Source organism: Streptomyces sp. NPDC096013 (genome assembly GCF_044763565.1).
GTDB lineage: Bacteria > Actinomycetota > Actinomycetes > Streptomycetales > Streptomycetaceae > Streptomyces.
The window spans coordinates 62678-86378 of record NZ_JBIWGK010000010.1 but is presented as its reverse complement, the minus strand read 5'-3'; the positions used below and the strand labels follow the sequence as shown (position 1 = coordinate 86378).

The window sequence follows — 23701 nt, the reverse complement described above, 5'->3', positions numbered from 1 at the left end:
GCGTCCGCCATGGCGCGCCAGGCTCGCCCCACTTGGACTTACCTGCGGTAACCTTACTGTGAAGTAAGCCGAAAAGAGCCGCACAGGACGCCACCCGGGAGTGGGACATGGCCGACCTCCACCCGACCCTCACCGACACCCCCGCGCTCACCCCGCTCCTCCTCCGCGGCGCCCTCCTCTCCCCCTTCAAGAGGCCCCGCCCCAACGCCGCGTTCCCCCGCACCCGCCTGGTCCTGCCCGGCGTCCGCGTGGACCTCGCCAAACTCGCCGCCTACGAACGGGTCTGCGGCTTCGCCACCGGCGACGACGCCCTCCCCCTCACCTACCCGCACGTCCTCGGCTTCCCGCTGGCCATGCGCCTGATGAGCTGCCGCGCCTTCCCGCTCCCCCTGCTCGGCCTGGTCCACACCTCGGTGGAGATCACCCGGCACAGGGCGGTACAGGCCACCGGGGAGCACGAACTGACGGTCTACGTCGACGAGTTGGCCCCGCACCGACGCGGCACGGAGGCGACGGTCACGACGGAGATGCGGGCGGGCGACGGCGCGGGCAGGGTCGTGTGGGAGTCACGGAGCACCTATCTCGCCCGGCACCACCGCGCCGACGCGCGGGAACAGGGAGTGCCGGGGGAAGCGGGCGACACACGGGAAGCGCGCAAGCCCCTGCCCGCCGTCGCCGAGTGGCGCCTCGCCGAGGACGTCGGCCGACGCTACGGCTCCGCGTCCGGCGACCGCAACCCCATCCACCTCTCCCCCCTCACCGCCCGCCTCTTCGGCTTCCCCCGCGCGATCGCCCACGGCATGTGGACGGCGGCCCGGTGCCTCGCGGCGCACGGCACGCCCGAAGCGGCGTACGTACGGGCCGAGTTCAGGGCGCCGGTGCTGTTGCCGGGGGTGGTGGAGTACGCGGCGGAAGGCGGCCGTTTCCAGCTGCGGAGCGGCGAGCGCACGCACGTGGACGGTTTCGTCCGACCGCTCCCTTTATGAGCCGTACAAGGCGCGTGAGCCGTACGAGGTGCGTGAGCCGGTGAACGCTACGGCGTCCACGGCCGCCCCTCCATCAACTGCCCCAGGCCCGCCCACGCGAAGTTCATCAGGGTCGCCGCCGCCTGCTTGGCGGTGACGCCCGGGGTCGCGTTCGACCAGGCCGCGAGGGACTCGGCGGCGCCGACCAGGGCCTCGGCCAGGCCGGCGACCTCGCGGTCGGCGAGGTCGGGGTCGCGATGGGCCTCGCGGGCGGCGACCGCTATCAACTGGGTGACGAACGCGACGAGTTCGGCGCGCATCGCGGCCACCTCGGCGGCGAAGGGCTCACCGTGGGTGCGGGCCTGGAGGTGCAACACCGCCCAGCCGTCGGGGTGGTGCGCGGTGTGGGTGAAGAACGCCCGCAGTCCGTCCCAGAGTTGGCGGTCGGCCGGTGCCCCGGTGTCCACCCCGGCCCTCACCGCCTCGGTGAGCGCCTCGCCCTCGCGCCGGATGCACGCGGTGAACAGGTCTTCCTTCGAGTTCAGGTAGAGATACACCAACGGCTTGGAGACACCGGCGAGTTCGGCGATCTCGTCCATCGACGCGGCCATGTACCCGCGCTGCCCGAAGGTCCGCACGGCGGCGTCGAGCATCTGCTGCTCCCGGACCGCCCGCGGCATCCGTTTGGTCTTCACGGCACCCATGGGGCAAGGGTAGTTGGACCGGACCGCACGGCTGCCGACAGAACTTCTAGGAAGCCTGGCCCTGCGGGTGCGACGCCGGCTGGGCGGCGTCCACCGTCTCGTCCTCCTGGCTGCGGTTGGCGTCCAGGTTGGCCTTCATCCGGTCGACCCGCTCGACGATCTGCACCGAGGCCCGGTCCCGCACCCCGCGCAGCACCACGAAGCTGATCGGCGCCGAGATCACCAGCGCCAGCAGCACGATCCACATGCCGTTGGAATCGCCGAAACCGCGCGGGAAGACGCCGAGATAGACGAGGCCCCAGACGACGCCGAGGCAGCCCGCGAAGACCCCGAGGCGCCACAGTGTGTAGCGGAACATCTCAATCCACTCTTCCGTAACGAACAGACCTGACCGGACGGACTCAACCGAACAGTCCTCTTCAGTGAAGCACGCGCCCCCGCCGATCTTCGGGCGGGGTCGGCGCCTCACAGCAGGGGCAGCAGCATGACGATGTCGTCCCGGTCGTCCCCGGGGGCGACGCGGATCGCGCCCGGCACCCGGCCGACCTCCTTGTAGCCGCAGGAGCCGTAGAACCGCTCCAGGCCGTGGCCGCCCCGGCAGGTGAGGCGGATCGCCTCGATGCCGTCGAGGCCGCGGGCCGCCCGCTCGGCGGCGGCGAGGAGGTCGCGGCCGTAGCCCTTGCCCTGGTGGCGGGGATGGACCATCACCGTGTAGAGCCACAGCCAGTGCAGCATCAGCCGGTGGGTGTTGAAGGAGAGGAACACGGTCGCGGCGACCGTGCCCGTCTCGTCCCGGCCGACCAGCAGCCGGGTCCGGCCCTCCGCCATCGCGACGAAGTGCCGGACCAGCTCGGGCCGTATCTCGTCCGCCGTCACCGGCGCGACAAAGCCCACCGAGCCCCCCGCGTTGGAGACGTCCGCCCAGAGGGCGAGGATCTCCTCGCGGAGAGCGGGGGTGATCGCGGGGTCCAGCTCAAAGGTCAGTGACATGGTGCCGTGTTCGTCTCGGAAGGGGTCGTCACACCCGCATCGGCTGCGGGGAATCGCGCCGCGCCGGGTCCGGGCCGTCGTATTCGCGGATGATCTCGTAGCGCGTGTTCCGCTCGACCGGCTGGAAACCGGCGTCGCGGATCAGGTCGAGGAGGTCGTCGCGGGTGAGCTTGTTCGGGGTGCCGTAGTTGTCGGCGTCGTGCGTGATCTTGTACTCGACGACCGAGCCGTCCATGTCGTCCGCGCCGTGCTGGAGGGCGAGCTGAGCCGTCTGCACACCGTGCATGACCCAGAAGACCTTGACGTGCGGGACGTTGTCGAAGAGCAGCCGCGAGACCGCGAAGGTCTTCAACGCCTCGGCGCCGGTGGCCATCTGGGTCCGCGCCTGGAGGCGGTTGCGGACCTTGCCGTCCTTCATGTCGACGAAGTCGTGCTGGTAGCGCAGCGGGATGAAGACCTGGAACCCGCCGGTCTCGTCCTGGAGTTCACGCAGCCGCAGCACGTGGTCCACGCGGTGACGCGGCTCCTCGATGTGGCCGTAGAGCATGGTGCACGGGGTCTTGAGACCCTTCTCGTGCGCCAGCCGGTGGATGCGCGACCAGTCCTCCCAGTGCGTGCGATGGTCCACGATGTGCTGGCGGACCTCCCAGTCGAAGATCTCCGCGCCGCCGCCGGTGAGGGACTCCAGCCCGGCCTCGATCAGCTCGTCGAGGATCTCGCTCGCGCTCAGCCCCGAGATGGTCTCGAAGTGGTGGATCTCCGTGGCCGTGAACGCCTTCAGGGAGACCTCGGGGAGGGCCTTCTTCAGCTCGCTCAGCGACCGGGGGTAGTAGCGCCAGGGCAGGTTCGGGTGCAGGCCGTTGACGATGTGCAGCTCGGTGAGGTTCTCGCCCTGCATCGCCTTCGCAAGCCGGACGGCCTCCTCGATGCGCATCGTGTACGCGTCCTTCTCGCCCGGCTTGCGCTGGAACGAGCAGTAGGCGCAGGACGCGGTGCACACATTGGTCATGTTCAGGTGGCGGTTGACGTTGAAGTGGACGACATCGCCGTTCTTCCGCGTCCGCACCTCGTGCGCGAGTCCGCCCAGCCAGGCCAGGTCGTCCGACTCGTACAGCGCGATGCCGTCCTCACGGGACAGCCGCTCACCGGAGCGGACCTTCTGCTCCAGCTCGCGCTTGAGCCCGACATCCATGCCCATACCTCTTCCTACGACAGTCTCGATAAACCGTACGCCTATACCGTCAGACCTCTTCGGGCAGCTCTCCGACCCGGTTCTCCCACTTCGTGGAGAGCACGATCGTGGTACGGGTCCTGGAGACCCCCTTCGTCCCGCTGAGCCGCCGGATGGTCTTCTCCAGGCCGTCCACGTCGGGTGCCCGCACCTTGAGCATGAACGAGTCCTCGCCCGCGATGAACCAGCAGTCCTCGATCTCGCTGAGGTCCTTCAGCCGGCGCGCCACGTCCTCGTGGTCGGCGGCGTCGGAGAGCGAGATGCCGATCAGGGCGATGACGCCGAGGCCGAGGGAGGCCGAGTCGACGGTCGCGCGGTAGCCGGTGATGACACCGGCCGCCTCCAGCCGGTTGATGCGGTCGGTGACACTGGGTCCCGACAGGCCGACGAGGCGCCCCAGCTCCGCGTAGGAGGCCCGGCCGTTCTCTCTCAGGGCCTGGATGAGCTGCCTGTCCACCGCGTCCATGCGATCGATTGCCTTCCGATTCGTACCAGTGAATAGATGAGGTGCCGTACGTCAGGTGGTGGTGCGGGAACCCCCGAGGTCGCCCTTCCACCGCCGGTACAGCCCGTGCCGGACGCCGGCCGAGTCCAGCACCCGCCCGGCGACGAAGTCCACCAGGTCCTGGATGTGGGTCGCCCCGGCGTAGAACCCGGGCGAGGCGGGCACCACGGCCGCGCCCAGGTCGTCCAGGGTCACGAGGTGCCGCAGCGTCTGCCCGTTCAACGGCGTCTCCCGTACGGCGACCACCAGCTTGCGCCCCTCTTTCAGGGTCACGCTCGCCGCCCGCTGCAACAGATCCTTGCTCAGCCCGAGGGCGATCCCGGCGACACACGCGGTCGACGCGGGCACGACGATCATCCCCTTCGCGGGGTACGACCCCGAGGACGGCCCCGCCGCGAGGTCGCCCGCGCTCCAGTGCCGTACCGCGCCGGTGTCGGGCTGGAAGGTGCCGGGCTTGCCGTCGGCGCCGCGGGCCAGCCATTCCCGCAGGTCGTCCTGCCAGTGCGCGTCCCGGTAGGAGATCCCCGTCTCGTCCAGGAGCGTCAGCCGGGACGCGCGGGACACCACGAGGTCGACGCTCTCGCCGGCGTCGAGGAGCGCGCGCAGGACCGCAGCCGCGTATGGGGTGCCGGAGGCGCCGGACACCCCTACGATCCAAGGCGTACGCGGCGTCTCTCCTGGCTTGACTGGGTTCACGACACCGAGCCTAGCTGGCGTGGCGGGACGGGAACCGGCCAAGGGTGCCGGGGCGTTCTTCGGTGGGGACGAGTGAGTCGTGGGGGGTGCCATGTCCGGTGCGGAGTTGGAGTGGTCGCGAGGCGACCGCGCGAAGGCCGCGGCCAAGCTGATGGTGGGCTGGGTCGCGCTGTTGTGGCTGCTGGAAGTGGTGGACGTGATCAGCGGCCACGCTCTCGACGGCTTCGGGATCGTCCCGCGTGAGCCGTCCGAACTGATCGACGTCGTCCCGGCCGCGTTCATCCACTTCGGCTTCGCGCATGTCGCCGCGAACAGCGTGCCGCTGCTGGTGTTCGGCTTCCTCGCCGCGCTGGGCGGCATCCGGCGGTTCGCCGCCGTCAGCGCGCTGATCATCGTCGCGGACGGCCTCGGGGTGTGGCTCATATCCCCGGCCCACACGAACACGGCGGGCGCGTCGGGCCTGATCTTCGGCCTCTTCGGCTTCCTGCTGGTGAGCGGTTTCGCGGAACGCCGGCCGCTGGGCATCGTCGTGGGACTGCTCGTCGGCGCGGTGTGGGGCGGCTCGATCCTGTTCGGACTCGCGCCGACCCAGTCCGGAGTGAGCTGGCAGGCCCACCTGATCGGGCTGGTGGCCGGGGTGGGCGCGGCGTTCGTGTTCCGCCGCCGGCCCACTCCGCGGACCTCGCTCACCGCCGCCTAGACGGTGAGGCGGTCGCTCACACCGTCAGCCCGCGCACCAGCAGATCCAGCAGCGCGCACACGAACAGCGCGATGCCGATGAACCCGTTGACGCTGAAGAACGCCCGGTTGAGGCGGGACAGGTCGTGGGGCCGGACGATCGAGTGCTCGTACACGAACGCGCCCGCGACGATCAGCAGGCCGAACCAGAAGAAGGCACCGGCGCCGGTCGCCGCGCCGTACCAGGCGAGCAGCGCGGTCGTGACCGTGTGGCAGACGCGGGCACCCCAGATGGACGCCGGGATGCCGAAGCGGGCCGGCACCGACATGACGCCGATCTCGCGGTCGGTCTCGATGTCCTGGCAGGCGTAGATCAGGTCGAAGCCGCCGATCCAGATGCCGACGGCCAGACCGAGGATCACCGCGTCCCAGGACCACTCGCCGGAGATCGCCAGCCAGCCGCCGACCGGGCCCATGGCCTGGGCGAGACCGAGGATGGCCTGCGGGAAGTTCGTGAACCGCTTGCCGTAGGGATAGACCACCATCGGGATCACCGCGATGGGCGCCAGCGCCAGGCAGAGCGGGTTGAGGAGCGCCGCCGAGCCCAGGAAGACGACGAGGGCGACGAGGGCGCCCGTCCACGCGTGCTTCACCGACATCGCGCCGGTGACCAGCTCGCGGTGCGCGGTGCGCGGGTTACGGGCGTCGATCTCGCGGTCGATGATCCGGTTGACCGCCATCGCGAAGGTCCGCAGGCCCACCATGCAGATGGTGACCAGCAGCAGCCGCCCCCAGTGGATGTTCTTGTCCCACTGGAACATCGCGGTCAGTGCGGCGATGTAGGCGAAGGGCAGGGCGAAGACGGAGTGCTCGATCATGACGAGCCGGAGGAACGCGCGGGTCCTGCCGGGCTGGGGCAGCGCGGCGGCTGAGGAACTCACAGGCCGCACTCCGTCCCACGGCGCTCGACCGGATCACCTCCGCGCCGGCGGAGAAGCCCCGCCGACGCGCTGCCGCATCCCCTCATCGCCATCGCCCTCACAGTCCGTATTCCTTCCAACGCCGCGTCACCCGTTCGGCCGTCTCCGGGTCGGACAGCACCATCTCGGGCCAGCCGCCGTCCCGCGTGTAGCCCTCCTCGGGCCACTTCCTCGTCGCGTCGATCCCCGCCTTGCCGCCCCAGAACTGCTGGTAGGAGGCGTGGTCGAGATGATCGACGGGTCCTTCCACGACCGAGAGGTCGCGGGCGTAGTCCGTGTTGCCGAGGGCCCGCCACGCGACCTCGTGCAGATCGTGGACGTCGCAGTCGGAGTCGACGACCACGATCAGCTTGGTCAGGGACATCATGTGCGCACCCCAGACCGCGTGCATCACCTTCTGGGCGTGCTTCGGGTACTTCTTGTCGATGGAGACGATCGCGCAGTTGTGGAATCCGCCCGCTTCGGGCAGGTGGTAGTCCACGATGTCCGGCACGATGATCTTCAGCAGCGGCAGGAAGAACCGCTCCGTCGCCCGTCCCAGGGGTCCGTCCTCCGTCGGAGGCCGGCCTACGACGATCGACTGGAGCAACGGCCGCTTCCGCATCGTCACGCAGTCGATGGTCAGCGCGGGGAAGGGCTCCTGCGGTGTGTAGAACCCGGTGTGGTCCCCGAACGGCCCCTCCGGCAGCATCTCGCCGGGCTCCAGCCACCCCTCGATGACGACCTCGGCCTGCGCGGGCACCTGGAGCGGCACGGTCTTGCAGTCGACCATCTCGATGCGCTTGCCCGCGATGAACCCAGCGAAGAGGTACTCGTCGATGTCACCGGGGAGGGGCGCGGTGGAGGCGTAGGTCACGGCGGGCGGACACCCGAAGGCGATGGCGACCGGCAGCCGCTCACCCCGCCGGGCCGCGACCTGGTAGTGGTTGCGGCTGTCCTTGTGGATCTGCCAGTGCATGCCGATGGTGCGCTTGTCGTGGCGCTGGAGCCGGTAGAGCCCGAGATTGCGGACCCCGCTCTCCGGGTCCTTGGTGTGCGTGAGCCCGAGGTTGAAGAAGGACCCGCCGTCCTGAGGCCAGGTGAAGAGGGCGGGCAGGGCATCGAGGTCGACGTCGTCACCCGTGAGCACCACCTCCTGCACCGGTGCTTCCTTGACCTTCTTCGGCGGTACGTGGGTCATCGAGCCGAGCTTCCCGAAGGCGTCCCGCACGCCCATGAAGCCCTGCGGCAGCTCGGGCCGCAGCAGCCCGCCGATCTTGTCGGAGATGTCGCCGTACGACTTCAGCCCCAGGGCCTTCAGCAGCCGCCGGTCGGTCCCGAAGACGTTCATGGCGAGGGGCATCGAGGACCCCTTCACCTTCTCGAAGAGGAGCGCGGGTCCACCGGCCTTCTGGACCCGGTCGACGATCTCCCCGACCTCCAGATAGGGGTCCACCTCGGCCTTGATGCGCTTGAGGTCTCCCTCGCGCTCCAGTGCCCTGAGCAGGGAGCGAAGATCGTCGTAAGCCATGTGTCCAAGTATCGGCCACCCGCTAACCTGACCCCGTCACCGGGGCCGTCCCACCACTCAGGAGAACTCGCCGCCATGCTGAGGTATCTGCCGTTCCTGCTGGTCCTGGCCCTGTGGATCTACGCCTTCGTGGACTGCCTGAACACACCCGAGGAGGATGTGCGGGGCATGCCGAAGCTGGCGTGGGTGTTCGTGATCCTGCTCTTCGGCGAGGTGCTCGTCGGCCCGGTCGCGTGGCTGATCGCGGGCCGGGCGCGGCGCACCGGGGCCGAGGCGACGGCCGCGCCGGGCCAGTGGATCGCGCCGGACGACAACCCCGAGTTCCTGAAGTCCCTGAACAAGGACGACCTCAAGGACGACCCCAAGGCGGAGTGACGTCAGGCGATACGTGCAGGTTGTACGCCGGTGAGCGCCCCGAAGCGGACAATGCGCCTCTGGGCCCGGACCGGCAGGAACCGGACACTTACCTCGCATGACGACTGCTCCCGCCGACTCCGCCGGCACCCTCGCCCCCGCATACGGTGACAAGGTCATCGCCGTCGAGACGGCCGGCGCCGAGCCCATCCCCGACGCCGAACGCCACGGCAGCCCGCTCCAGCTGCTCTGGACCTGGGCGTCCCCGAACATCGAGTTCGCGACCGTCTACATCGGCGTGATCTCGGTCCTCTTCTTCGGCCTGTCCTTCTGGCAGGCGACCGCGGCGATCGTCCTGGGCACGGCCCTCGGCGCGATCACGCAGGGCTTCCTCTCCCTGGACGGCCCGCGCTTCGGCGTCCCGCAGATGGTGATCGGCCGCTTCTCCTTCGGCTTCCGCGGCAACATCCTCCCGTCGGCGGCCAACGGCCTTGTGGCGGGCGTCGGCTGGTTCGCGGTGAACAGCGTGAGCGCGGCGTTCGCCCTCAACACGCTGACGGGCCTGCGCCCCCTCCCGTCCCTGCTGCTGGTGGTGGTCGCCGAGATCCTGATCGGCTTCATCGGCCACAACTTCGTGCACACCTTCGAGAAGTACGCGTTCCCGGCGCTGGCCCTGATCTTCCTGCTGGCCGGGGTGTGGACGTTCAAGGACGCGCACCTGGGCGGGGGCGGCACGGGCGGCGGAATGGGCGGCTTCCTGCTGGCGTTCAGCGCGGCGTGGGGTTATGCGGCGGGCTGGAACCCGTACGCCACCGACTACGCGCGCTATCTCCCCCGCACGGCGAACAAGTTCAGGACGGTGCTGTACCCCGCGCTGGGCCTGTTCGTGTCGGTGACGTTCGTGGCGGTGATGGGCGCGGCCTCGGCAACTCTCCTGGCCCCCAAGGACGCAACCCCCACGGCGGCCTTCACCGGCCATCTCCCGTCCTGGCTCGGCAACTTGGTCCTGATCGCGATCATCCTGGGCGCCGTCTCCGCGAACGCCCTGAACGTCTACTCCGGCGCGATCTCCCTCACCGCCCTCGGCCTGAAACTCCCCGCGTGGCTCAACCGCAGCGTCCTGGTGGTGGTCTCAGGCGTAGCCGGTACGGCGGCGGCATGGGCGTCCCTGTCCGACGCGGGTTCGGCGTACGAGGCGTTCCTGCTGGTGATCGCGTACTGGGTGGCGCCGTGGCTGGGCGTGGTGCTGGTGGAACGCTGGTTCCAGTCGCGCTCCACGACCACCACAGCGGACCTGGCCCCCCGCCTCACCGACCCCACCTTCACCAACTGGCCTGGCTTGGCAGCCCTGTTGATCGGCATCGCGGTCTCCGTCCCCCTCTTCTCCAACCAGGAGGACTACGTCGGCTACGTCCCGGAACACTGGCCGTCCTTCGGCGACAGCACGCCGATCGTGGGCTTCGTGCTGAGCGCGGTGCTGTACGTGGCCTTCACCCGCATCGCCGGACGGACGTCGACGCCGGTGCCGGTGCCGACTGAGGCCGGGGCCGGGGCCGGGGCTTCGTAGGCGAGTTCAAGGCCGAGGAAAGGTACCGTCCCTCGATCGTGACCGTGGGGCCACTCGCTTCTTGGCCAGTGTCGGGCTTCCACGGCCCGAGTAAAGGGCGCTCCGCTGCGCTCCGCGTCGCCTCCGGCGATGGCCCTGCGGGCCACCCTTGACTAGGGCCGCTCCAGCCCGTTTCAGAAGCGAGCGAGCGGCCCGGAGGAACGGGTGGCCAGCCAGGAATCCCCGTGCCTGTACTGAGCTGTGGACCGGTGTGAAGGGGGCGCGCTCGCGTCTCGCCAGCACGCCGGGTCGGCTCAGCGGCGACCGCCCGGTGGGGACTTCCCCAACAGACAAAGAGCAGAAGGCGAGAAGCAAGGGGCAAGGGGGGAGTGGGCGGCGGTCGGTGGGTGGGGGTCGCTGGAAGCTGGGGGTAAATCTAACCACCGTCATGTCCTGTAACTGGTTAGGAAAGACCCCGGCCTGCGTCGCCCCTACCCGAGGGCAAGGGCCAGGCGGAAGCTGGGGCGGGGCCGAGGCAGGGAGCGCCCCTCCCGTCCCCGTCACTGCTCGTCAAGGCCGACCAGGAGGGTGACGCCGAAGAGGACATGCTCCTCGCCGCCCTGCCAGCCCGTGCCGTCACGGGCACTCCAGCTTCCCGCCCCCGCTCCTGCTCCTGCTCCCGTCATCGCCGTCTCCTTTGTCGCCTGCCGTGCCGTTTGCGAGGCTCTCAGCCCGCCAGCTTCCTTCGCCTGGGACCAAGGCGCCCCCGCTACCCTCCGCAGGCTGGGGTCTTTTCTGACCGGTCATCACATCCGACGGTGGTTAGCTTTACCCCCAGCCTCCAGCACCCCCCAGCCGCCCGTTGGCCACTGCTCCCTGCTCGTTGCGTGCCGAGGAAGTCCCCACCGGCCGGTAGCCGCTAAGCCGACCCGACGTGCAGGTCAGACGGCACCGCGCCTACACGCGTCGACCGGAAGCCGCTGAGCCGACCCGCCATGCGCGCCAGACGGAAGCGCACGAGCACCCACCGACCGATCGCCGCGAGTCGTCACGGCCCGCACGGGGAATGCCAGTCCGTGCGCCCGCGCATGCGCATCCTGACCTTGCCCCGACCCTGGCCTCTCAGGCAGGACCGCCTCCCCTGGAAGCCGAGGTCACATGTAACCGGTCACCGGGTGCGACGGTGGTTAGTTTTTTTCCCAGCTTCTGGGACCCTCCCACCGGAGGTTGGCCCCTGAGCCGGCTCGGCGTGCAGGTATGACGCCAGCGCGTCACCCTCGCCCCCCAACCATCGCTAGAAGCCGGGGTCATTCCTAACCAGTTACAGGACATGACGGTGGTTAGATTTACCCCCAGCTTCCAGCGACCCCCACCCACCGACCGCCGCCCACTCCCCCCTTGCCCCTTGCTTCTCGCCTTCTGCTCTTTGTCTGTTGGGGAAGTCCCCACCGGGCGGTCGCCGCTGAGCCGACCCGGCGTGCTGGCGAGACGCGAGCGCGCCCCCTTCACACCGGTCCACAGCTCAGTACAGGCACGGGGATTCCTGGCTGGCCACCCGTTCCTCCGGGCCGCTCGCTCGCTTCTGAAACGGGCTGGAGCGGACCGAGTCAAGGGTGGAGCGCAGCGGAATCGGCGCAGCCGACGCGACCGCAGGGAGCGCCCTTTACTCGGGCCGTGGAAGCCCGACACTGGCCAAGAAGCGAGTGGCCCAACGGTCACGGGGAAATGCCGAGAGGGGAAGCAGGCCCCCGGATCAGGAGAGCGGCGGCGGTGGCACGAGGACACAGAACTCGTGGCCCTCCGGGTCGGACAGGCACGTCCACGGCACGTCGCCCTGGCCGAGGTCGAGATCCGTCGCCCCGAGCGCCCGCAGCCGGTCCACCTCCGCCGTCCTGTCGTAGGCCGGGTAGGGCAACAGGTCGAGGTGGACGCGGTCCGGGGTCGTCTTCGGGGCCGGTACACGGAGGAACTCCAGGTACGGTCCGACACCCTCGGCGGAGCGCAACGACGCCTGGTCGGGGGTCAGTTCACACAGGGTCCAGTCCGTCACCCCGGCCCAGAACCGCGCCATCGCCCGCGGATCCACACAGTCGACGACGACCGCGGCGATCGGACCGGTGTCGCGGTAGATCTCCCGGGGTTCGAGGACGCAGAACTCGTTGCCCTCCGGGTCGGCGAGGACAGTCCAGGGGACGTCGCCCTGGCCCACGTCGGCCGGCGTCGCGCCGAGGGAGCGCAGGCGGGCGACCAACTCCGCCTGGTGGGCCGTGGAAGTGGTGGCGAGGTCGAGGTGGAGGCGGTTCTTGGTCGGCGTCTTGGGGTGGGGGACGGGGACGACGTCGATACCCAGGCCGACCGGTTCCGGCCAGACGCGGCCGCCCGCAGGACCGGCATACGTCGTCACGCCTGGGCTGAAGGCGCTCCAGCCGAGCGCTTCCGCCCAGAACCGGCCCACCGCCGGGGCGTCGACGGCCTTGATGTTCACCTGGACGGGGCGCAGTGCCATACCAGTGATCTTATGCACCGCCCGCGCGGACGGCGGACGGCGGACGGCGGACGGCAGCGCTTACGCCACTGTCCGCAGCCCTCGTACCTGCGCCGCGCCCATCCCCCGTACCACCCGGTGCGCGCACGCCGCCGACAGCAGTTCGCCCAGCAGGTCGGGGTCGTCTATCTCCAGGCCGAGGAGGGACTCGATGCGTTCGAGGCGCTGGTAGAGGGACTGGCGGCCGATGTGCAGCAGAGCCGCCGTCCGCGTCGGCGAGCAGCCGTGCCGCAGATGGACTTCGAGCGTGCGGACCAGGTCGCTGGGGTGGGCCGCCTCCCAGGACAGGAGGGGGCCGAGGGCGTGCTGGACCAGGCGGGCGAGGCGGTCGCGGTTGGTGTCGATGCCGCCGCGGGTCAGCTCGCGTTCCAGGGCCAGGGAGCGCGCCGAGGTCACCAACGGGCCCTCGGGGGCGGCCGGTTCGGCCGACGGGACGGTCAGCGCCAGCTCCAGTGTCGTACGGGCCGCCCGCAACGTGTCGCTCCAGCGCAGCCACCCGCTGCCCGCCTCGACCGCGTGCCCCACCGCGACCGTCAGGCCGGGGTCCGCGGCCGTACGGAAGGCCTCCTGGACGGTTCGGACGGGGTCGCCCGCGACGGATGCCGGGAGCGCGAGCAGGGCCAGGACGTCGGCCGGGAACGCCGCCCGCAGGACGCCCGCGCCGCCGAGCAGTCGTACCGCCCGGTCCACGGCCGTCAGGTCCCTCGCGCCGTGGACGGAGACGCCGATCAGGCGGGCGCCGGGGCCGGGGTGGAAGCCGGCCAGGGCGGAGCGGGCCTCGACCTCGGGCTGGTTCAGTGCGGCGCGGTCCGCCAGGTCGGCCAGGAGGGCGGCCGTGTGGTCGTCGCCCCACGGGCGGACCACCGAACGGCCGGAGAGTCCGCGGGCCACGATCGCCCGGTTGGCCGCCTCGGTGATCCGTACGAAGGGGACGACCCGGTGCAGGGCCAGCAAGGGCAGGTTCAGACGGCGGGCCTCGTCGGTGACCTCGGGCGGCATCGTCGGCAGGGAGCGGCCGATCTCCACGGCCAGGCCGGACGCACCCCGGGCCGCCAGCTCGCGGACGTAGCGGCGGCGGATCTCGGCGTCGGTGTCGGTGAGGCCGAAGCCGTTGGTGAGGAGGAGTTCGCCGCCGTCGAGGAAGTTCGCGCCCTCGTAGACCTCGCTGGAGTGGACCCAGCGCACGGGGCGGTCGAGGGCGGTCTCCCCGGCGAGGAGCTCGGGCTCGGTGGCGCGGACCGGGTCGAGGGCGAGGACCTCACGGAGGGTGAGTGCGGGCACGGGAACCTCCAGAGGCGCTGACAGTTCGTCCGGCTAAGGGTTGCGGGGAGAGTACTTTCCGCACGTTGCCCTCGTGTTTCGGCCACTGGAGAGTGGAGTCCATGAACCGCATCGATCAGGCACAGGCACGGACCTGGCTCGCCACCGCCGTCGCGGAGGCCCGCGCCGGGCTCGCCGAGGGCGGCATCCCGATCGGCGCCGCGCTCTACGCCGCCGACGGCACCCTGCTGGGCCGCGGCCACAACCGGCGCGTCCAGGACGACGACCCCTCGATGCACGCGGAGACGGCCGCGTTCCGGTCGGCGGGGCGGCAGCGGTCGTACCGGGGCACGACGATGGTGACGACCCTCTCCCCCTGCTGGTACTGCTCCGGGCTGGTGCGGCAGTTCGGCATCTCGCGGGTCGTCGTCGGCGAGGCCGCCACCTTCCACGGCGGCCACGACTGGCTGGCCGAGCACGGGGTGGAGATCGTCCTCCTCGACGACCCCGAATGCACCTCCCTGATGCGCGACTTCATCAAGAACAACCCGGAACTGTGGAACGAGGACATCGGTGACTGAGCCCCAGACCCAGACCCACCCCCGGACCGAACCCCGCATCCCGACCATCGATCTCGGGCCCTGGATCTCCGGTGACGAGCAGACGCGGAAGGACATCGCCCGGACCGTCGACGACGCCCTCCAGACCGCCGGGTTCCTGCTCGTCACCGGGCACGGGGTTGATGCCTCTCTGCGGTCCCGTATCCGGGAGGCGGCCCGCGCCTTCTTCCGGCTTCCCGCCGAGGTGAAGGCGGCCTACTCCGCCAAGGTCGGCGGGCGGGGGTGGCTCGGGCCCGGCGCCGAGGCCAACGGGTGTTCGGAGGGGACCGAGACGCCGCCCGATCTGAAGGAGTCGCTGACCTTCGCCACGCACCGGCCCTTCGAGGACCCGGTGATCAACGCGGAGTGGTACGCGCCCAACGTGTGGCCGGCCGAGATCCCCGAACTGCGGGCGCTCTGCGAGGAGTACCTCGACCGGATGGGCGAGCTGGAGAAGCAACTGCTGTCACTGCTCGGGGTCGCGCTCGGACTCGAACCCGACTTCTTCTCCCGGCACATGGACCATCCGACATACGGGTTCAACATCAACTGGTACCCGGGCGTGGAGGTCGTCGGGGAGCCGGAGCCGGGGCAGTTCCGGATCGGGCCGCACACCGACTTCGGGACGGTGACGATCCTCGACCGGCAGGCCGGGAAGGGGGGACTCCAGGTCTTCACCGATGAGGGCGGATGGGAGGACGCGCCGTTCGATCCGGCGGCGTTCACCATCAACATCGGTGATCTGATGGCCCGTTGGACCGGTGACCGGTGGCGGTCCGGGCGGCACCGGGTGCTGCCGCCGCCCGCCGACTCGCCGGCCGAGGAGCTGATGTCGCTCGTGTACTTCGGCGAGTGCACCCCGGGCACGCTCGTCGAGTCCGTGCCCGCACCCGTCGGACGCGTGGCCTACGACGCCGTCGACTCGCATGTCTATCTGCGGGAGAAGCTGGACTCGATCACCGTCGACTGACGGCCGCCCTCTTCACCGTCACCTATGTCCACTCTTCCGATATTTTCGTAACCCAACGGACACCACGCGATCTAGTACGAAACAACTCCCCCTATTTACCCTGGTGTTGATAGACAGAGTGCCGGACGACCGCTCAGGGGGAGATGCGGTGGGAAGAGGGCTGCACGGACGCGGGGCACTGTTCGAGGCACAGCCGCCCGGTCTGGCCTCGCGCCTGACCGGTCTGCGCCCGTACGAGCTGCTCACCTCGCCGTACGAACACCCGGAACCGCCCTTCGTGGTGCTCGCGGGCGCGCGGGGGCTCGGCAAGAGCATGGCGCTGGCCGAGCTGCGGAGCGCGTACCGCGGGCACACGCCGGTCGCGCTGATCGACTGCGAGGCCGACCGGCTGACCCGGCTGCCGGACGGGCGGCCCGCCGCGACCTGGTCGCCGGTGTGGCAGGCGCTGGAGACCGTCGCGGAGCAGCTGCGGGAGCCGGTGGCGCGCGGCTCCGGGAGCATCGACTTCCCGCGGCTGGAAGCCGGGCTGCTCGCCGTGTGCGCGACCGGCTGGGGCTCGCGGGACGAGGACAGCGCCCGCGAGGAGGCCCGCCGCATCCTGCTGCTGAGCGACCCGGCGCGGCGCTGGGCGACGATCGCGCAGGGCTGGGCCGGCAAGGTCGCGTCCCGGCTGATCGCCAACCTGTCCGGTACGGGACCGGTGGGCCAGGCCGTCATCGAGGCGACCCTGGACACCCTCTTCGACCTGGTGTGGACGCCGAACGGGCTGCTGAAGGCGGGCGCGGACTGGTACAGCGCCTATCCGGGCGCGAGCGGTGACGCCAAGCGCGGGCTGATCGAGATCGCCCGGGACTTCCGCGCCGACGGCACCTCCCGCGCGGACGCCGAACGCTGGCTGCTGCGGGCCCTGTTGGCCGATCTGACGGACACCTACCGGCGCCGGTGGGAGCGGATGCGCCGGGTCGGGCGGCCGGTCGTGCTGGTCGACAACGTGCAGTCGGGGCCCGGTCCCGGGCTGATGAAGGCCGTACTGAAGGAGCGTGCCGACGGCACCGGGGACCAGGTGGTGTTCATCGCCGGGCTGCGCGGTCACCGTCATCCCGATCTGCCGGACGCCGTACGGCATCCGCTGCCGGAGGTGGCGCGGGCGAGCGGGTGGGTGCCGGGGGCCTCGCCGTCGTCGCGGGCGCTGGTGGTGACGCTGCCGCCGCTGACGCCGGAGGAGGCGCGGCGCGTCATCGCCGACGCGTGTGTCACGGACGGCGCCACGCGGGTCGAGGTGCCACCCCAACTGCCGTACGCCATCCACCGGTTGACGGCCGGCAGTCCGCTGGGGGCGGCGGTGCTGGGGCAGGCCGTACGGCAGAACCGGCCCGCGGGGGCGGTCAGTCCCGGTGAGCTGCTGACCGCCGGGCTGAAGCCGGACGGGGACGCGGAGCACGAACAGCGGCCGGTGTACCGGGAGTTGCTCGACCGGCTGGTGCCACCGGGTCTCGCGGAGGAGCTGGCCGTGCTGGCCACCGCGCACGACGGCGACTCGGCACGCGCACTGGCCGAGGCCAGGCTCGGGGACAGTTTCGGGGCGGCCGGGGTGAACCGGCTGCGCACCCAGCTCACCGCGGAGGGACTCCCCCCGGCCGAGGGCTACTTCGTCGGCGACCCCTTCCTCCGCACCCTGCTCCTCCTCCGCCTGCACCTCGACGACGCCGACCACGGCCGCTGGCGTGCCGTGCACCGCTCCCTGCTCACGCACTACGAGGGGCTGCCCGGCGACCCGGACACCCCGGCCCGCGCCCGCTACCGCCTGCACCACGAACTCGCCCTGGGCGACACGGCGGACGCGGTCGCGTATCTGCGGAACACCTTCCGCGCCATCACGCCGTGCGCCTGGCTGGAGACGCTGCTGTTCATCACCGCCGCGCCCTACTACCACGCGCACGATCCGCACGGCCGGGACATCGGCGCGCCCGGCGACCACCGCAAGGCGGTCGCGCTGGCCCGCACGGACGCCGCCGAGGAACCCCCGGAGGGCGTGGACACGGCACTGCATCTGACGGTACGGCGGCTGCTGCACGCGGTGTGGCAGGTGACGGACCCGCTGGTGCTGCCGGACGAGGAGGTCGCGGGCCGGATGCACTTCGATCTGGAGCAGCTGTCGAACATCTGGCCCGCGGGCAGCGAACCGCTGTGGCGGGCCGCCCAGCAGTGGCCCGAACAGGCCCTGGCCGGGCGCCCATTGCGGGTGCCCGGCTGCGACGACCGGGACGGGGGTCCGCGATGAGGCCGTGGATGCGTGCAGTGGTCCAGCGGATCAGGACCATCCCGATCTACCGCTACACGGCCCTCGTGGTCGCCGCCGCGCTGGTCTTCGGGCTCGTCGTGCTGACCCGTGCGCTGCTGCACGACGACCGCTCGTGCGCGGCCGGGGTGGCGCGGCCCGAGGACAGCGATGAGTGCGTGGGGGTGTCGACCTCCGCGTTCGACTTCGGGCAGCGTCCGTTCGCCGACACCATCCGGGCGGTGGCCCGCGAGAACAGCAGGCTGAAGCCGGGCACGTACGTCACCGTCGCGCTCTTCGAGCCGTTCACCGCGACCGACGCCGACACCATGAACGACGTACGGCACGAGTTGCAGGGCGCCTATCTCGCGCAGTACCACTCCAACCACGACGGCAACGGCGAGACCCCGTACATCCGGCTCGTGCTCGCCAACCCCGGTGCCTCGGGCGCCTATTGGGAGCGCACGGTCGACCGGATAGTGACGATGACGAGGTCGTCCGACCGGCTGCGCGCGGTCACCGGCATAGGGACGAGCACCGACAACAACAAGAAGGCCGTGGCGAAGCTGACCCGGCTCGGCGTCCCGGTGATCGGCACCTCGATCACCGCCGACGACCTCGCCAACGGGCAGCGGGGCAAGGACCCTTACCCCGGTCTGGCCCGCGTCGCCCCCACCAACACGGACGAGGCGCGCGCCCTCGCGTCCTTCGCCAAGGTGACGGCGGACCGGGCGCTGCTGGTCTACGACAAGCCCGGCGACCCGTACACGAAGACGCTCCAGGGGGCCTTCTCCACGCTGCTGAAGGGCTCGCCGTACGGCTCGTGGCCGTTCACCCCGCCCGCCGACCGCAGCCAGGAGGGCAGCACGCCCAACACCTTCCGGCAGATCAGCGACCTGATCTGCGACACGGACACCAAGCTGGACACGGTGTTCTTCGCCGGACGGCACACCCAACTCCGCCAGTTCATCAACGCGTTGGGCCGCCGCGGCTGCCAGTCCCGTTCGTTCACGGTGCTCACCGGCGACGAGGGCTCGTACCTCACCGGCGACAAGAAGCTCGACCGCAGCGCCCTGCGGCACGGTGTCGCCGTGCGCTACACCTCCCTCGCCCACCCGGACGCGTGGCTCAAGAGGCCCCCGGCGAGCGGGGGTTCGGCCCAGGACACCCGCGACCTCGACAGGCTGCTGACCTCCGCGAAGGCCCGCCCGGTCGGCCCGATCGGCCCGGTCTCCCTCGACGACGGCCAGGCGATCATCGCCTACGACGCGACGCGCCTCGCCGTCCACGGCATCCGCGAGGCCACCCCCGACCAGCAGAAGATCCCGCCGCTGGCCGACGTCGGCCTGCAATGGCCGCAGGTGAAGGGCTCGTTGCGGGTGAACGGCGCGAGCGGCTGGATCTGCCTGGACGTGCACGGCAACCCGTACGACAAGGCCGTACCGATAGTGGAACTCACCCCACAGGGCGGCTCCCGCTTCGTGAAGATCGCCTGGCCGGAGGACGGGCCGCCCGCGAAGGACTGCCTGCCTCCGGCCTGAACACCCTTGCGGGAGTCGCGGCCTACACGCCGGCGTAGGAGTGCTTGCCGCCGACGAAGATGTTGACGCCGTAGTAGTTGAACAGCCAGCAGCCGAAGGCGATCAGGGCCAGGTAGGCGGCCTTGCGGCCCTTCCAGCCGGCGGTGGCGCGGGCGTGCAGGTAGCAGGCGTAGGCGACCCAGGTGATGAACGCCCAGGTCTCCTTCGGGTCCCAGCCCCAGTAGCGGCCCCACGCGGACTCGGCCCAGATCGCGCCCGCGATGATCGTGAACGTCCACAGCGGGAAGACGGCCGCGTTGACGCGGTAGGAGAACTTGTCGAGGTTCGCCGAGGCGGGCAGCCGCTCCATCACGGAGGTGGCGAAGGCGCCGGGCTGGCCGCCGTTGGCCAGCTTGTTCTCGTAACTGTCCTTGAAGAGGTACAGGAGGGTGCCGACCGCGCCGACGTAGAAGACCGCGCCGCAGATGATCGCCGTGGAGACGTGGATGTACAGCCAGTACGAGTGGAGCGCGGGAACCAGCTGGTCGCTGGCGGTGTACAGGACGGTGACCGCGATGCCGAGATCGAGGAGGACCGTCGTGACCAGGAACAGGCCGAGCCAGCGCACGTTCTTCTTGAGCAGCAGCAGCGTGACGTACACACCGACGGCGACCGTGGAGAAGGTGATGTTGAACTCGTACATGTTGCCCCAGGGCGCCCGCTCCACCGAGGCCGCGCGGGCGATGACGCCGCTCAGCTCCACGAGGAACGCGAGCACCGTGAGGGACACGGCGATACGGCCGTAGAGGTCGCCCTGCTCGTCGCCGCCGTGCGCGCCGGGCCCGTCCGGGACGTCGCGCGAGCCGGACGCGGCGCGGACGACGACCTTGGGCCGCTCCAGGACGGCGGTGCCGCCGGCGGTCTGCACGGTGACGGCGGGCGCGTCCGCCTTCTTCGCGGCGGTGCCGGTCAGCGCGGCGGCCGTACGGCCGATCTTGCTGCGACTGCCGAAGGTCCATTCGGCGATGTACGCGAAGAAGGCCAGGGTGTAGACGGCCATCGAGGAGTAGATCAGCGTGTTGCTGAGGTTGGCCAGGTGTTCGTTGGTGGCGGCGGCGAGGTTCATCACTGCTGCTCAGCCCCTTCGGCGGGTACGGGCGGTTCGACGGGGGAGCCGTCGGAGTCGGGGGTGTTCGGTGCGTCGTCTTCGGTCTTCGTCGGGGCCCGGTCGTGCACGAGCGCGGCCAGGTCGCCGAGTTCCTCGGGGAGTTTCGCGGACTCGCTGCGGCCGAGCCCGGCCATCTCGACGACGGTGACACCGTCGTCGCCGGTGGTCGCCCGCACCCAGACGCGGCGGCGCTGGATGAACAGGGAGCCGGCCAGACCGAGGATCGCGGTGAGCGCGCCGGCCAGGGCCCAGTCGGTGCCGGGCTGCTGGACGACCTGGAAGCCCGCCCACTCCTTGATCTGCTTGTCGAAGGTGATCGACCCGGCGCCGTTCGGCAGCTTCATCGTCTCGCCCGGCAGCAGCTGGGACTTGAGGATGGCGCCCTTGGCGGTCTTGAACTGCTTCAGGTTCTTGGTGTCCAGCTGGTACACGTTCTGCGGGATGCCCGAGTTGACGCCCAGGTCACCGTGGTAGCCGGTCACGTTGAGCACCGGGTAGTCCAGCCCGGGGTACTGGGAGAACATCGTGCCGCTGCCCTTGGCGTACGTCGGCACGAACAGGGCCGCGAAGCCGAGCTGTTCGGCGACTCCCTGGGCGTTCTTGTAGCCGTCGAGGACCTTGATCGCGCCCTGCGAGGTGACGTTGGAGTCGATCGGCAGCATCGGCACGGCCTGGTGGTAGACCACGTTGCCCTTGCCGTCCCGGACGGTGACGACCGGGGCGTAGCCGTGGCTGACGAGATAGACCTTCGAGTCGCCGATCTCCAGCGGCTCGTTGACCTTGATGGTGTGCTTCTCCGCCTTGCCGTAGGCGCCGAGGCTGTAGGTGATGTCGGCCTGGTAGGTGCGCGGGGTGCCGCGGTTGGGGCCGGTGCGCTCGTAGGTGCCGACGAAGTTCTTCAGGTTGAAGCTGAAGGGCACGAGGTCGTCGTCGCTGAAGAGGTTCCCGGACTTGAAGTCGTCGTACTGCGTGAGGGTGTTGGAGAAGCCGTCGCCCTCGACGATCAGCTTGTCGCCCTCCGACTTGAAGAGCTGTCCCCAGGCGAAGGCGATCAGCATCACGATCAGCGCGAGGTGGAAGAGGAGGTTGCCGGTCTCGCGGAGGTAGCCCTTCTCGGCGGCGACGGCGTCACCGTCGACATGGGCGCGGAAGCGGCGCTTCCGCAGGGTCGCGAGGGCGACCTCACGGACCTGCTCGGGCTCGGCGGCGGTACGCCACGTGGCGTACGCGGGAAGGCGGTTGAGGCGCTTGGGCGCGCCCGGCGGCCGGCCGCGGAGCTGGCCGACGAACTGCCAGGTGCGCGGGATGATGCAGCCGATGAGGGAGACGAACAGCAGGACGTAGATCGCGCCGAACCAGGCGGAGCCGTAGACGTGGAAGAGGCCGAGCTTCTGGTAGATCGGGCCGAGCGTCTTGTGCGCGTCCAGGAACTCGGAGACCTTCAGCGCGTCGGTGCCGGACTGCGGGATCAGCGAGCCGGGGACCGCGCCGAGCGACAGCAGGAACAGCAGCATCAGCGCGACCCGCATCGAGGTCAGCTGGCGCCACATCCAGCGCGCCCAGCCGAGCGCCTCACGGCCGGTCCAGGCGAGCCAGCCGGCCGGGCCGGGCCTGCGGTTGCCGCCGAAGGAGCCGGGCATGGCGGTCTCGACGGGGGCCGTGGAGAGCTGGGAGCCGGCGGCGCCGAGGTCCTGGTCGTCGGCGGAGGAGTCGGCCCGGGGCGTCTCGGCGGCCGAGTCGGCGGTCGTCTTGCTCATCGATCAGATCCCTACAGTGAAGCCGTCGGACCAGCCCTGCATGTCCTGCACCAGCGCGTCCCAGGCACCGGTGAGCAGCAGCACGCCGGTCACGATCATCATGGTGCCGCCGACGCGCATCACCCAGACGTAGTGGCGCTTGACCCAGCCGAAGGCGCCGAGGGCCTTGCGGAACGCGACCGCGGTGAGGACGAAGGGGACACCCAGGCCGAGACAGTACGCGACGGTCAGTATGGCGCCGCGACCGGCACTCGACTGCTGCGAGGAGAGCGCGATGACGGAGGCGAGCGTGGGGCCGATGCAGGGCGTCCAGCCGATCCCGAACAGCGCGCCGAGCACGGGCGCCCCTATCAACCCGGCGGCGGGCCGCTTGTGGAAGCGGAACTCACGCTGGGTCAGCCAGGGCATGAGCCCCATGAAGAAGATGCCCATGAGGATCATGAACACGCCGAGGATCTTGGTCATGACCCCCTGCTGCTCCTGCAACGTCTGCCCGAAGTAGCCGAACAGCGCCCCGCCGGAGACGAACACGACGGTGAAACCGAGCACGAAGAGGGAGGCGCCCGCGACCATCCGGCCCCGGCGCGCCTCACCGAGGTCGGTGCCGCTGACTCCGGTGACGTAGGAGAGATAGCCGGGGACGAGCGGCAGGACGCAGGGCGAGAAGAAGGAGACGAGCCCGCCGAGCACCGCGATCGGCAGCGCGAGCAGCAGGGCCCCGCTGTAGACCGTGGAGTTCAGGCCTGTGGTTGCGGCCAGCAGCACGTCAGCTCACTTCTCCGCGATGACCGGGTCGAGCATCTCGCGGAGCTTGTCCTCGCTGAGTGCCTGGAGCGCGCGGGCCGCGATCTTGCCGTCCCGGTCGATGACGATCGTGGAGGGGATGGCCTGCGGGTTGAGGGTGCCCTTCTTGAAGCGGAGCATCAGCCGGCCCGTCGGGTCGTAGAGACTCGGGTACGGGACGGCGTACTTCTTCTCGAAGGCGACGGCCGGTTCGGTGCTGGTGTCACGGGTGTTGAGGCCGACGAACTGGACGTCCTTGCCCGCGGTGGCCTTGGCGACCTGGACGAGGTTGTCCGCCTCGGCGCGGCACGGGGAGCACCAGGAGCCCCACACGTTGACGACGAGGACCTTGCCCTTGTAGTCGGCGGTGTCGAGCGTCTTGCCGTCGATGGTCTTGCCGGACAGGTCGGGGGCGGCTTGTCGGTCGCCCTTCTTGACGGTCGCGATGCCGTCGGAGCCGGTGATGAAGTTGGTGTTGCCCGAGCCTCCGGAGGTGCCTCCGGAGCTGCACGCGGACAGCACCAACGCGGCGACGGCGACACCGGCGGTCGACAGGACGGAGCGGCTACGGGCGCGACTGGCGGCACTCATGTGAAAAGTTTCGCATGTCCGTTCCGGGGATCTTGCGCGCCCCCCTCAAGGGCGCCCCTCGGGCGGAAAAC

Annotated in this window: 23 protein-coding genes; 8 read left to right on the top strand and 15 right to left on the bottom strand. The window is 70.4% G+C overall.

What is annotated here, in order from left to right; all coding sequences use genetic code 11:
* Window positions 1-107 precede the first annotated feature (107 nt).
* Window positions 108-986, top strand: a complete 879-nt coding sequence (locus ACIRB1_RS30200; protein ID WP_403467643.1) for a MaoC family dehydratase — start codon at window positions 108-110, stop codon at window positions 984-986.
* A 47-nt stretch (window positions 987-1033) separates the two neighbouring features.
* Here ACIRB1_RS30200 and ACIRB1_RS30195 read toward each other — a convergent pair whose 3' ends face one another.
* The 6 genes from ACIRB1_RS30195 to ACIRB1_RS30170 form a co-directional block, all read right to left on the bottom strand.
* Complete coding sequence (locus ACIRB1_RS30195) at window positions 1034-1669, bottom strand: TetR/AcrR family transcriptional regulator (RefSeq protein WP_352184972.1); 636 nt, start codon at window positions 1667-1669, stop codon at window positions 1034-1036.
* 46 nt (window positions 1670-1715) lie between these two features.
* Window positions 1716-2027 carry a DUF4229 domain-containing protein gene (locus tag ACIRB1_RS30190; RefSeq protein WP_352184973.1) on the bottom strand — a complete coding sequence of 104 codons (312 nt, stop codon included), beginning with the start codon at window positions 2025-2027 and terminating at the stop codon, window positions 1716-1718.
* Between the two features lie 107 nt (window positions 2028-2134).
* Window positions 2135-2659 carry a GNAT family N-acetyltransferase gene (locus tag ACIRB1_RS30185; RefSeq protein ID WP_352184974.1) on the bottom strand — a complete coding sequence of 175 codons (525 nt, stop codon included), beginning with the start codon at window positions 2657-2659 and terminating at the stop codon, window positions 2135-2137.
* Window positions 2660-2687: 28 nt separating this feature from the next.
* Window positions 2688-3851, bottom strand: coding sequence for an aminofutalosine synthase MqnE (mqnE, locus tag ACIRB1_RS30180; protein ID WP_403467756.1), 1164 nt, complete (start codon window positions 3849-3851; stop codon window positions 2688-2690).
* Window positions 3852-3900: 49 nt separating this feature from the next.
* Window positions 3901-4356 (bottom strand): Lrp/AsnC family transcriptional regulator, encoded by a 456-nt coding sequence (locus tag ACIRB1_RS30175; protein WP_328830872.1) that lies wholly within the window; start codon window positions 4354-4356, stop codon window positions 3901-3903.
* Window positions 4357-4407: 51 nt separating this feature from the next.
* Complete coding sequence (locus ACIRB1_RS30170; protein WP_352184975.1) at window positions 4408-5091, bottom strand: UbiX family flavin prenyltransferase; 684 nt, start codon at window positions 5089-5091, stop codon at window positions 4408-4410.
* 91 nt (window positions 5092-5182) lie between these two features.
* On the opposite strand from ACIRB1_RS30170, the gene ACIRB1_RS30165 reads away from it, so the two are divergent.
* A complete protein-coding gene (locus ACIRB1_RS30165) occupies window positions 5183-5791 on the top strand; it encodes a rhomboid family intramembrane serine protease (RefSeq protein ID WP_403467642.1) in 609 nt (202 codons plus the stop codon).
* Window positions 5792-5807: 16 nt separating this feature from the next.
* Here the strand turns inward: ACIRB1_RS30165 and mqnP are convergent, their stop codons facing one another.
* Window positions 5808-6710, bottom strand: a complete 903-nt coding sequence (mqnP, locus tag ACIRB1_RS30160; RefSeq protein WP_352184977.1) for a menaquinone biosynthesis prenyltransferase MqnP — start codon at window positions 6708-6710, stop codon at window positions 5808-5810.
* Window positions 6711-6807: 97 nt separating this feature from the next.
* On the bottom strand, window positions 6808-8259 hold the full coding sequence (locus tag ACIRB1_RS30155) for a menaquinone biosynthesis decarboxylase (RefSeq protein ID WP_352184978.1): 1452 nt from the start codon (window positions 8257-8259) through the stop codon (window positions 6808-6810).
* Window positions 8260-8334: 75 nt separating this feature from the next.
* Here ACIRB1_RS30155 and ACIRB1_RS30150 point away from each other — a divergent pair, with 75 nt between their 5' ends.
* Together ACIRB1_RS30150 and ACIRB1_RS30145 are read left to right on the top strand one after the other, a co-directional pair.
* Complete coding sequence (locus tag ACIRB1_RS30150) at window positions 8335-8634, top strand: PLD nuclease N-terminal domain-containing protein (RefSeq protein ID WP_266769597.1); 300 nt, start codon at window positions 8335-8337, stop codon at window positions 8632-8634.
* Between the two features lie 97 nt (window positions 8635-8731).
* Window positions 8732-10180 carry a cytosine permease gene (locus tag ACIRB1_RS30145; RefSeq protein ID WP_352184979.1) on the top strand — a complete coding sequence of 483 codons (1449 nt, stop codon included), beginning with the start codon at window positions 8732-8734 and terminating at the stop codon, window positions 10178-10180.
* Window positions 10181-10719: 539 nt separating this feature from the next.
* Here ACIRB1_RS30145 and ACIRB1_RS30140 read toward each other — a convergent pair.
* The 3 genes from ACIRB1_RS30140 to ACIRB1_RS30130 form a co-directional block, all read right to left on the bottom strand.
* Window positions 10720-10845 carry a hypothetical protein gene (locus ACIRB1_RS30140; protein ID WP_403467641.1) on the bottom strand — a complete coding sequence of 42 codons (126 nt, stop codon included), beginning with the start codon at window positions 10843-10845 and terminating at the stop codon, window positions 10720-10722.
* A gap of 1067 nt (window positions 10846-11912) precedes the next feature.
* Window positions 11913-12665: a VOC family protein gene (locus tag ACIRB1_RS30135; protein ID WP_403467640.1), complete on the bottom strand. Its 753-nt coding sequence runs from the start codon at window positions 12663-12665 to the stop codon at window positions 11913-11915.
* Between the two features lie 60 nt (window positions 12666-12725).
* Window positions 12726-13985, bottom strand: a complete 1260-nt coding sequence (locus ACIRB1_RS30130; protein WP_403467639.1) for a PucR family transcriptional regulator — start codon at window positions 13983-13985, stop codon at window positions 12726-12728.
* A 101-nt stretch (window positions 13986-14086) separates the two neighbouring features.
* Here ACIRB1_RS30130 and ACIRB1_RS30125 point away from each other — a divergent pair, with 101 nt between their 5' ends.
* The 4 genes from ACIRB1_RS30125 (at window position 14087) to ACIRB1_RS30110 (ending at window position 19352) form a co-directional block, all read left to right on the top strand.
* Window positions 14087-14545, top strand: coding sequence for a nucleoside deaminase (locus ACIRB1_RS30125; RefSeq protein ID WP_403467638.1), 459 nt, complete (start codon window positions 14087-14089; stop codon window positions 14543-14545).
* Complete coding sequence (locus tag ACIRB1_RS30120) at window positions 14538-15533, top strand: isopenicillin N synthase family dioxygenase (RefSeq protein ID WP_403467637.1); 996 nt, start codon at window positions 14538-14540, stop codon at window positions 15531-15533. The genes ACIRB1_RS30125 and ACIRB1_RS30120 overlap by 8 nt, the downstream gene beginning before the upstream one ends.
* A gap of 148 nt (window positions 15534-15681) precedes the next feature.
* Window positions 15682-17814 carry a hypothetical protein gene (locus ACIRB1_RS30115; protein ID WP_403467636.1) on the top strand — a complete coding sequence of 711 codons (2133 nt, stop codon included), beginning with the start codon at window positions 15682-15684 and terminating at the stop codon, window positions 17812-17814.
* An 8-nt stretch (window positions 17815-17822) separates the two neighbouring features.
* Window positions 17823-19352 carry an ABC transporter substrate-binding protein gene (locus ACIRB1_RS30110; RefSeq protein ID WP_403467635.1) on the top strand — a complete coding sequence of 510 codons (1530 nt, stop codon included), beginning with the start codon at window positions 17823-17825 and terminating at the stop codon, window positions 19350-19352.
* Between the two features lie 22 nt (window positions 19353-19374).
* Here the strand turns inward: ACIRB1_RS30110 and ccsB are convergent, their stop codons facing one another.
* The 4 genes from ccsB to ACIRB1_RS30090 are packed head-to-tail and all read right to left on the bottom strand — an operon-like array spanning window position 19375 to window position 23630.
* The gene (gene ccsB / locus ACIRB1_RS30105) at window positions 19375-20457 is read right to left on the bottom strand and encodes a c-type cytochrome biogenesis protein CcsB (RefSeq protein WP_352184986.1); all 1083 of its coding nucleotides are present in this window, start codon (window positions 20455-20457) and stop codon (window positions 19375-19377) included.
* A complete protein-coding gene (locus ACIRB1_RS30100; protein ID WP_352184987.1) occupies window positions 20457-22256 on the bottom strand; it encodes a cytochrome c biogenesis protein ResB in 1800 nt (599 codons plus the stop codon). The genes ccsB and ACIRB1_RS30100 overlap by 1 nt, the downstream gene beginning before the upstream one ends.
* Window positions 22257-22259: 3 nt before the next feature.
* On the bottom strand, window positions 22260-23021 hold the full coding sequence (locus ACIRB1_RS30095) for a cytochrome c biogenesis protein CcdA (protein ID WP_352184988.1): 762 nt from the start codon (window positions 23019-23021) through the stop codon (window positions 22260-22262).
* A 6-nt stretch (window positions 23022-23027) separates the two neighbouring features.
* A complete protein-coding gene (locus tag ACIRB1_RS30090) occupies window positions 23028-23630 on the bottom strand; it encodes a TlpA disulfide reductase family protein (protein ID WP_352184989.1) in 603 nt (200 codons plus the stop codon).
* Window positions 23631-23701 lie beyond the last annotated feature (71 nt).

Excerpts from the sequence above, each read along its gene's own strand:
- ACIRB1_RS30190 (WP_352184973.1), bottom strand. The coding sequence starts at position 2,027 with ATGTTCCGCTACACACTGTGGCGCCTCGGGGTCTTCGCGGGCTGCCTC.
- mqnE (WP_403467756.1), bottom strand. The coding sequence starts at position 3,851 with ATGGATGTCGGGCTCAAGCGCGAGCTGGAGCAGAAGGTCCGCTCCGGT.
- ACIRB1_RS30155 (WP_352184978.1), bottom strand. The coding sequence starts at position 8,259 with ATGGCTTACGACGATCTTCGCTCCCTGCTCAGGGCACTGGAGCGCGAG.
- ACIRB1_RS30200 (WP_403467643.1), top strand. The coding sequence starts at position 108 with ATGGCCGACCTCCACCCGACCCTCACCGACACCCCCGCGCTCACCCCG.
- ACIRB1_RS30195 (WP_352184972.1), bottom strand. The coding sequence starts at position 1,669 with ATGGGTGCCGTGAAGACCAAACGGATGCCGCGGGCGGTCCGGGAGCAG.
- ACIRB1_RS30150 (WP_266769597.1), top strand. The coding sequence starts at position 8,335 with ATGCTGAGGTATCTGCCGTTCCTGCTGGTCCTGGCCCTGTGGATCTAC.
- ACIRB1_RS30185 (WP_352184974.1), bottom strand. The coding sequence starts at position 2,659 with ATGTCACTGACCTTTGAGCTGGACCCCGCGATCACCCCCGCTCTCCGC.
- ACIRB1_RS30100 (WP_352184987.1), bottom strand. The coding sequence starts at position 22,256 with ATGAGCAAGACGACCGCCGACTCGGCCGCCGAGACGCCCCGGGCCGAC.
- ACIRB1_RS30140 (WP_403467641.1), bottom strand. The coding sequence starts at position 10,845 with ATGACGGGAGCAGGAGCAGGAGCGGGGGCGGGAAGCTGGAGTGCCCGT.
- ACIRB1_RS30110 (WP_403467635.1), top strand. The coding sequence starts at position 17,823 with ATGCGTGCAGTGGTCCAGCGGATCAGGACCATCCCGATCTACCGCTAC.
- ccsB (WP_352184986.1), bottom strand. The coding sequence starts at position 20,457 with ATGAACCTCGCCGCCGCCACCAACGAACACCTGGCCAACCTCAGCAAC.
- ACIRB1_RS30175 (WP_328830872.1), bottom strand. The coding sequence starts at position 4,356 with ATGGACGCGGTGGACAGGCAGCTCATCCAGGCCCTGAGAGAGAACGGC.
- ACIRB1_RS30135 (WP_403467640.1), bottom strand. The coding sequence starts at position 12,665 with ATGGCACTGCGCCCCGTCCAGGTGAACATCAAGGCCGTCGACGCCCCG.
- ACIRB1_RS30125 (WP_403467638.1), top strand. The coding sequence starts at position 14,087 with ATGAACCGCATCGATCAGGCACAGGCACGGACCTGGCTCGCCACCGCC.
- ACIRB1_RS30090 (WP_352184989.1), bottom strand. The coding sequence starts at position 23,630 with ATGAGTGCCGCCAGTCGCGCCCGTAGCCGCTCCGTCCTGTCGACCGCC.
- ACIRB1_RS30165 (WP_403467642.1), top strand. The coding sequence starts at position 5,183 with ATGTCCGGTGCGGAGTTGGAGTGGTCGCGAGGCGACCGCGCGAAGGCC.
- ACIRB1_RS30145 (WP_352184979.1), top strand. The coding sequence starts at position 8,732 with ATGACGACTGCTCCCGCCGACTCCGCCGGCACCCTCGCCCCCGCATAC.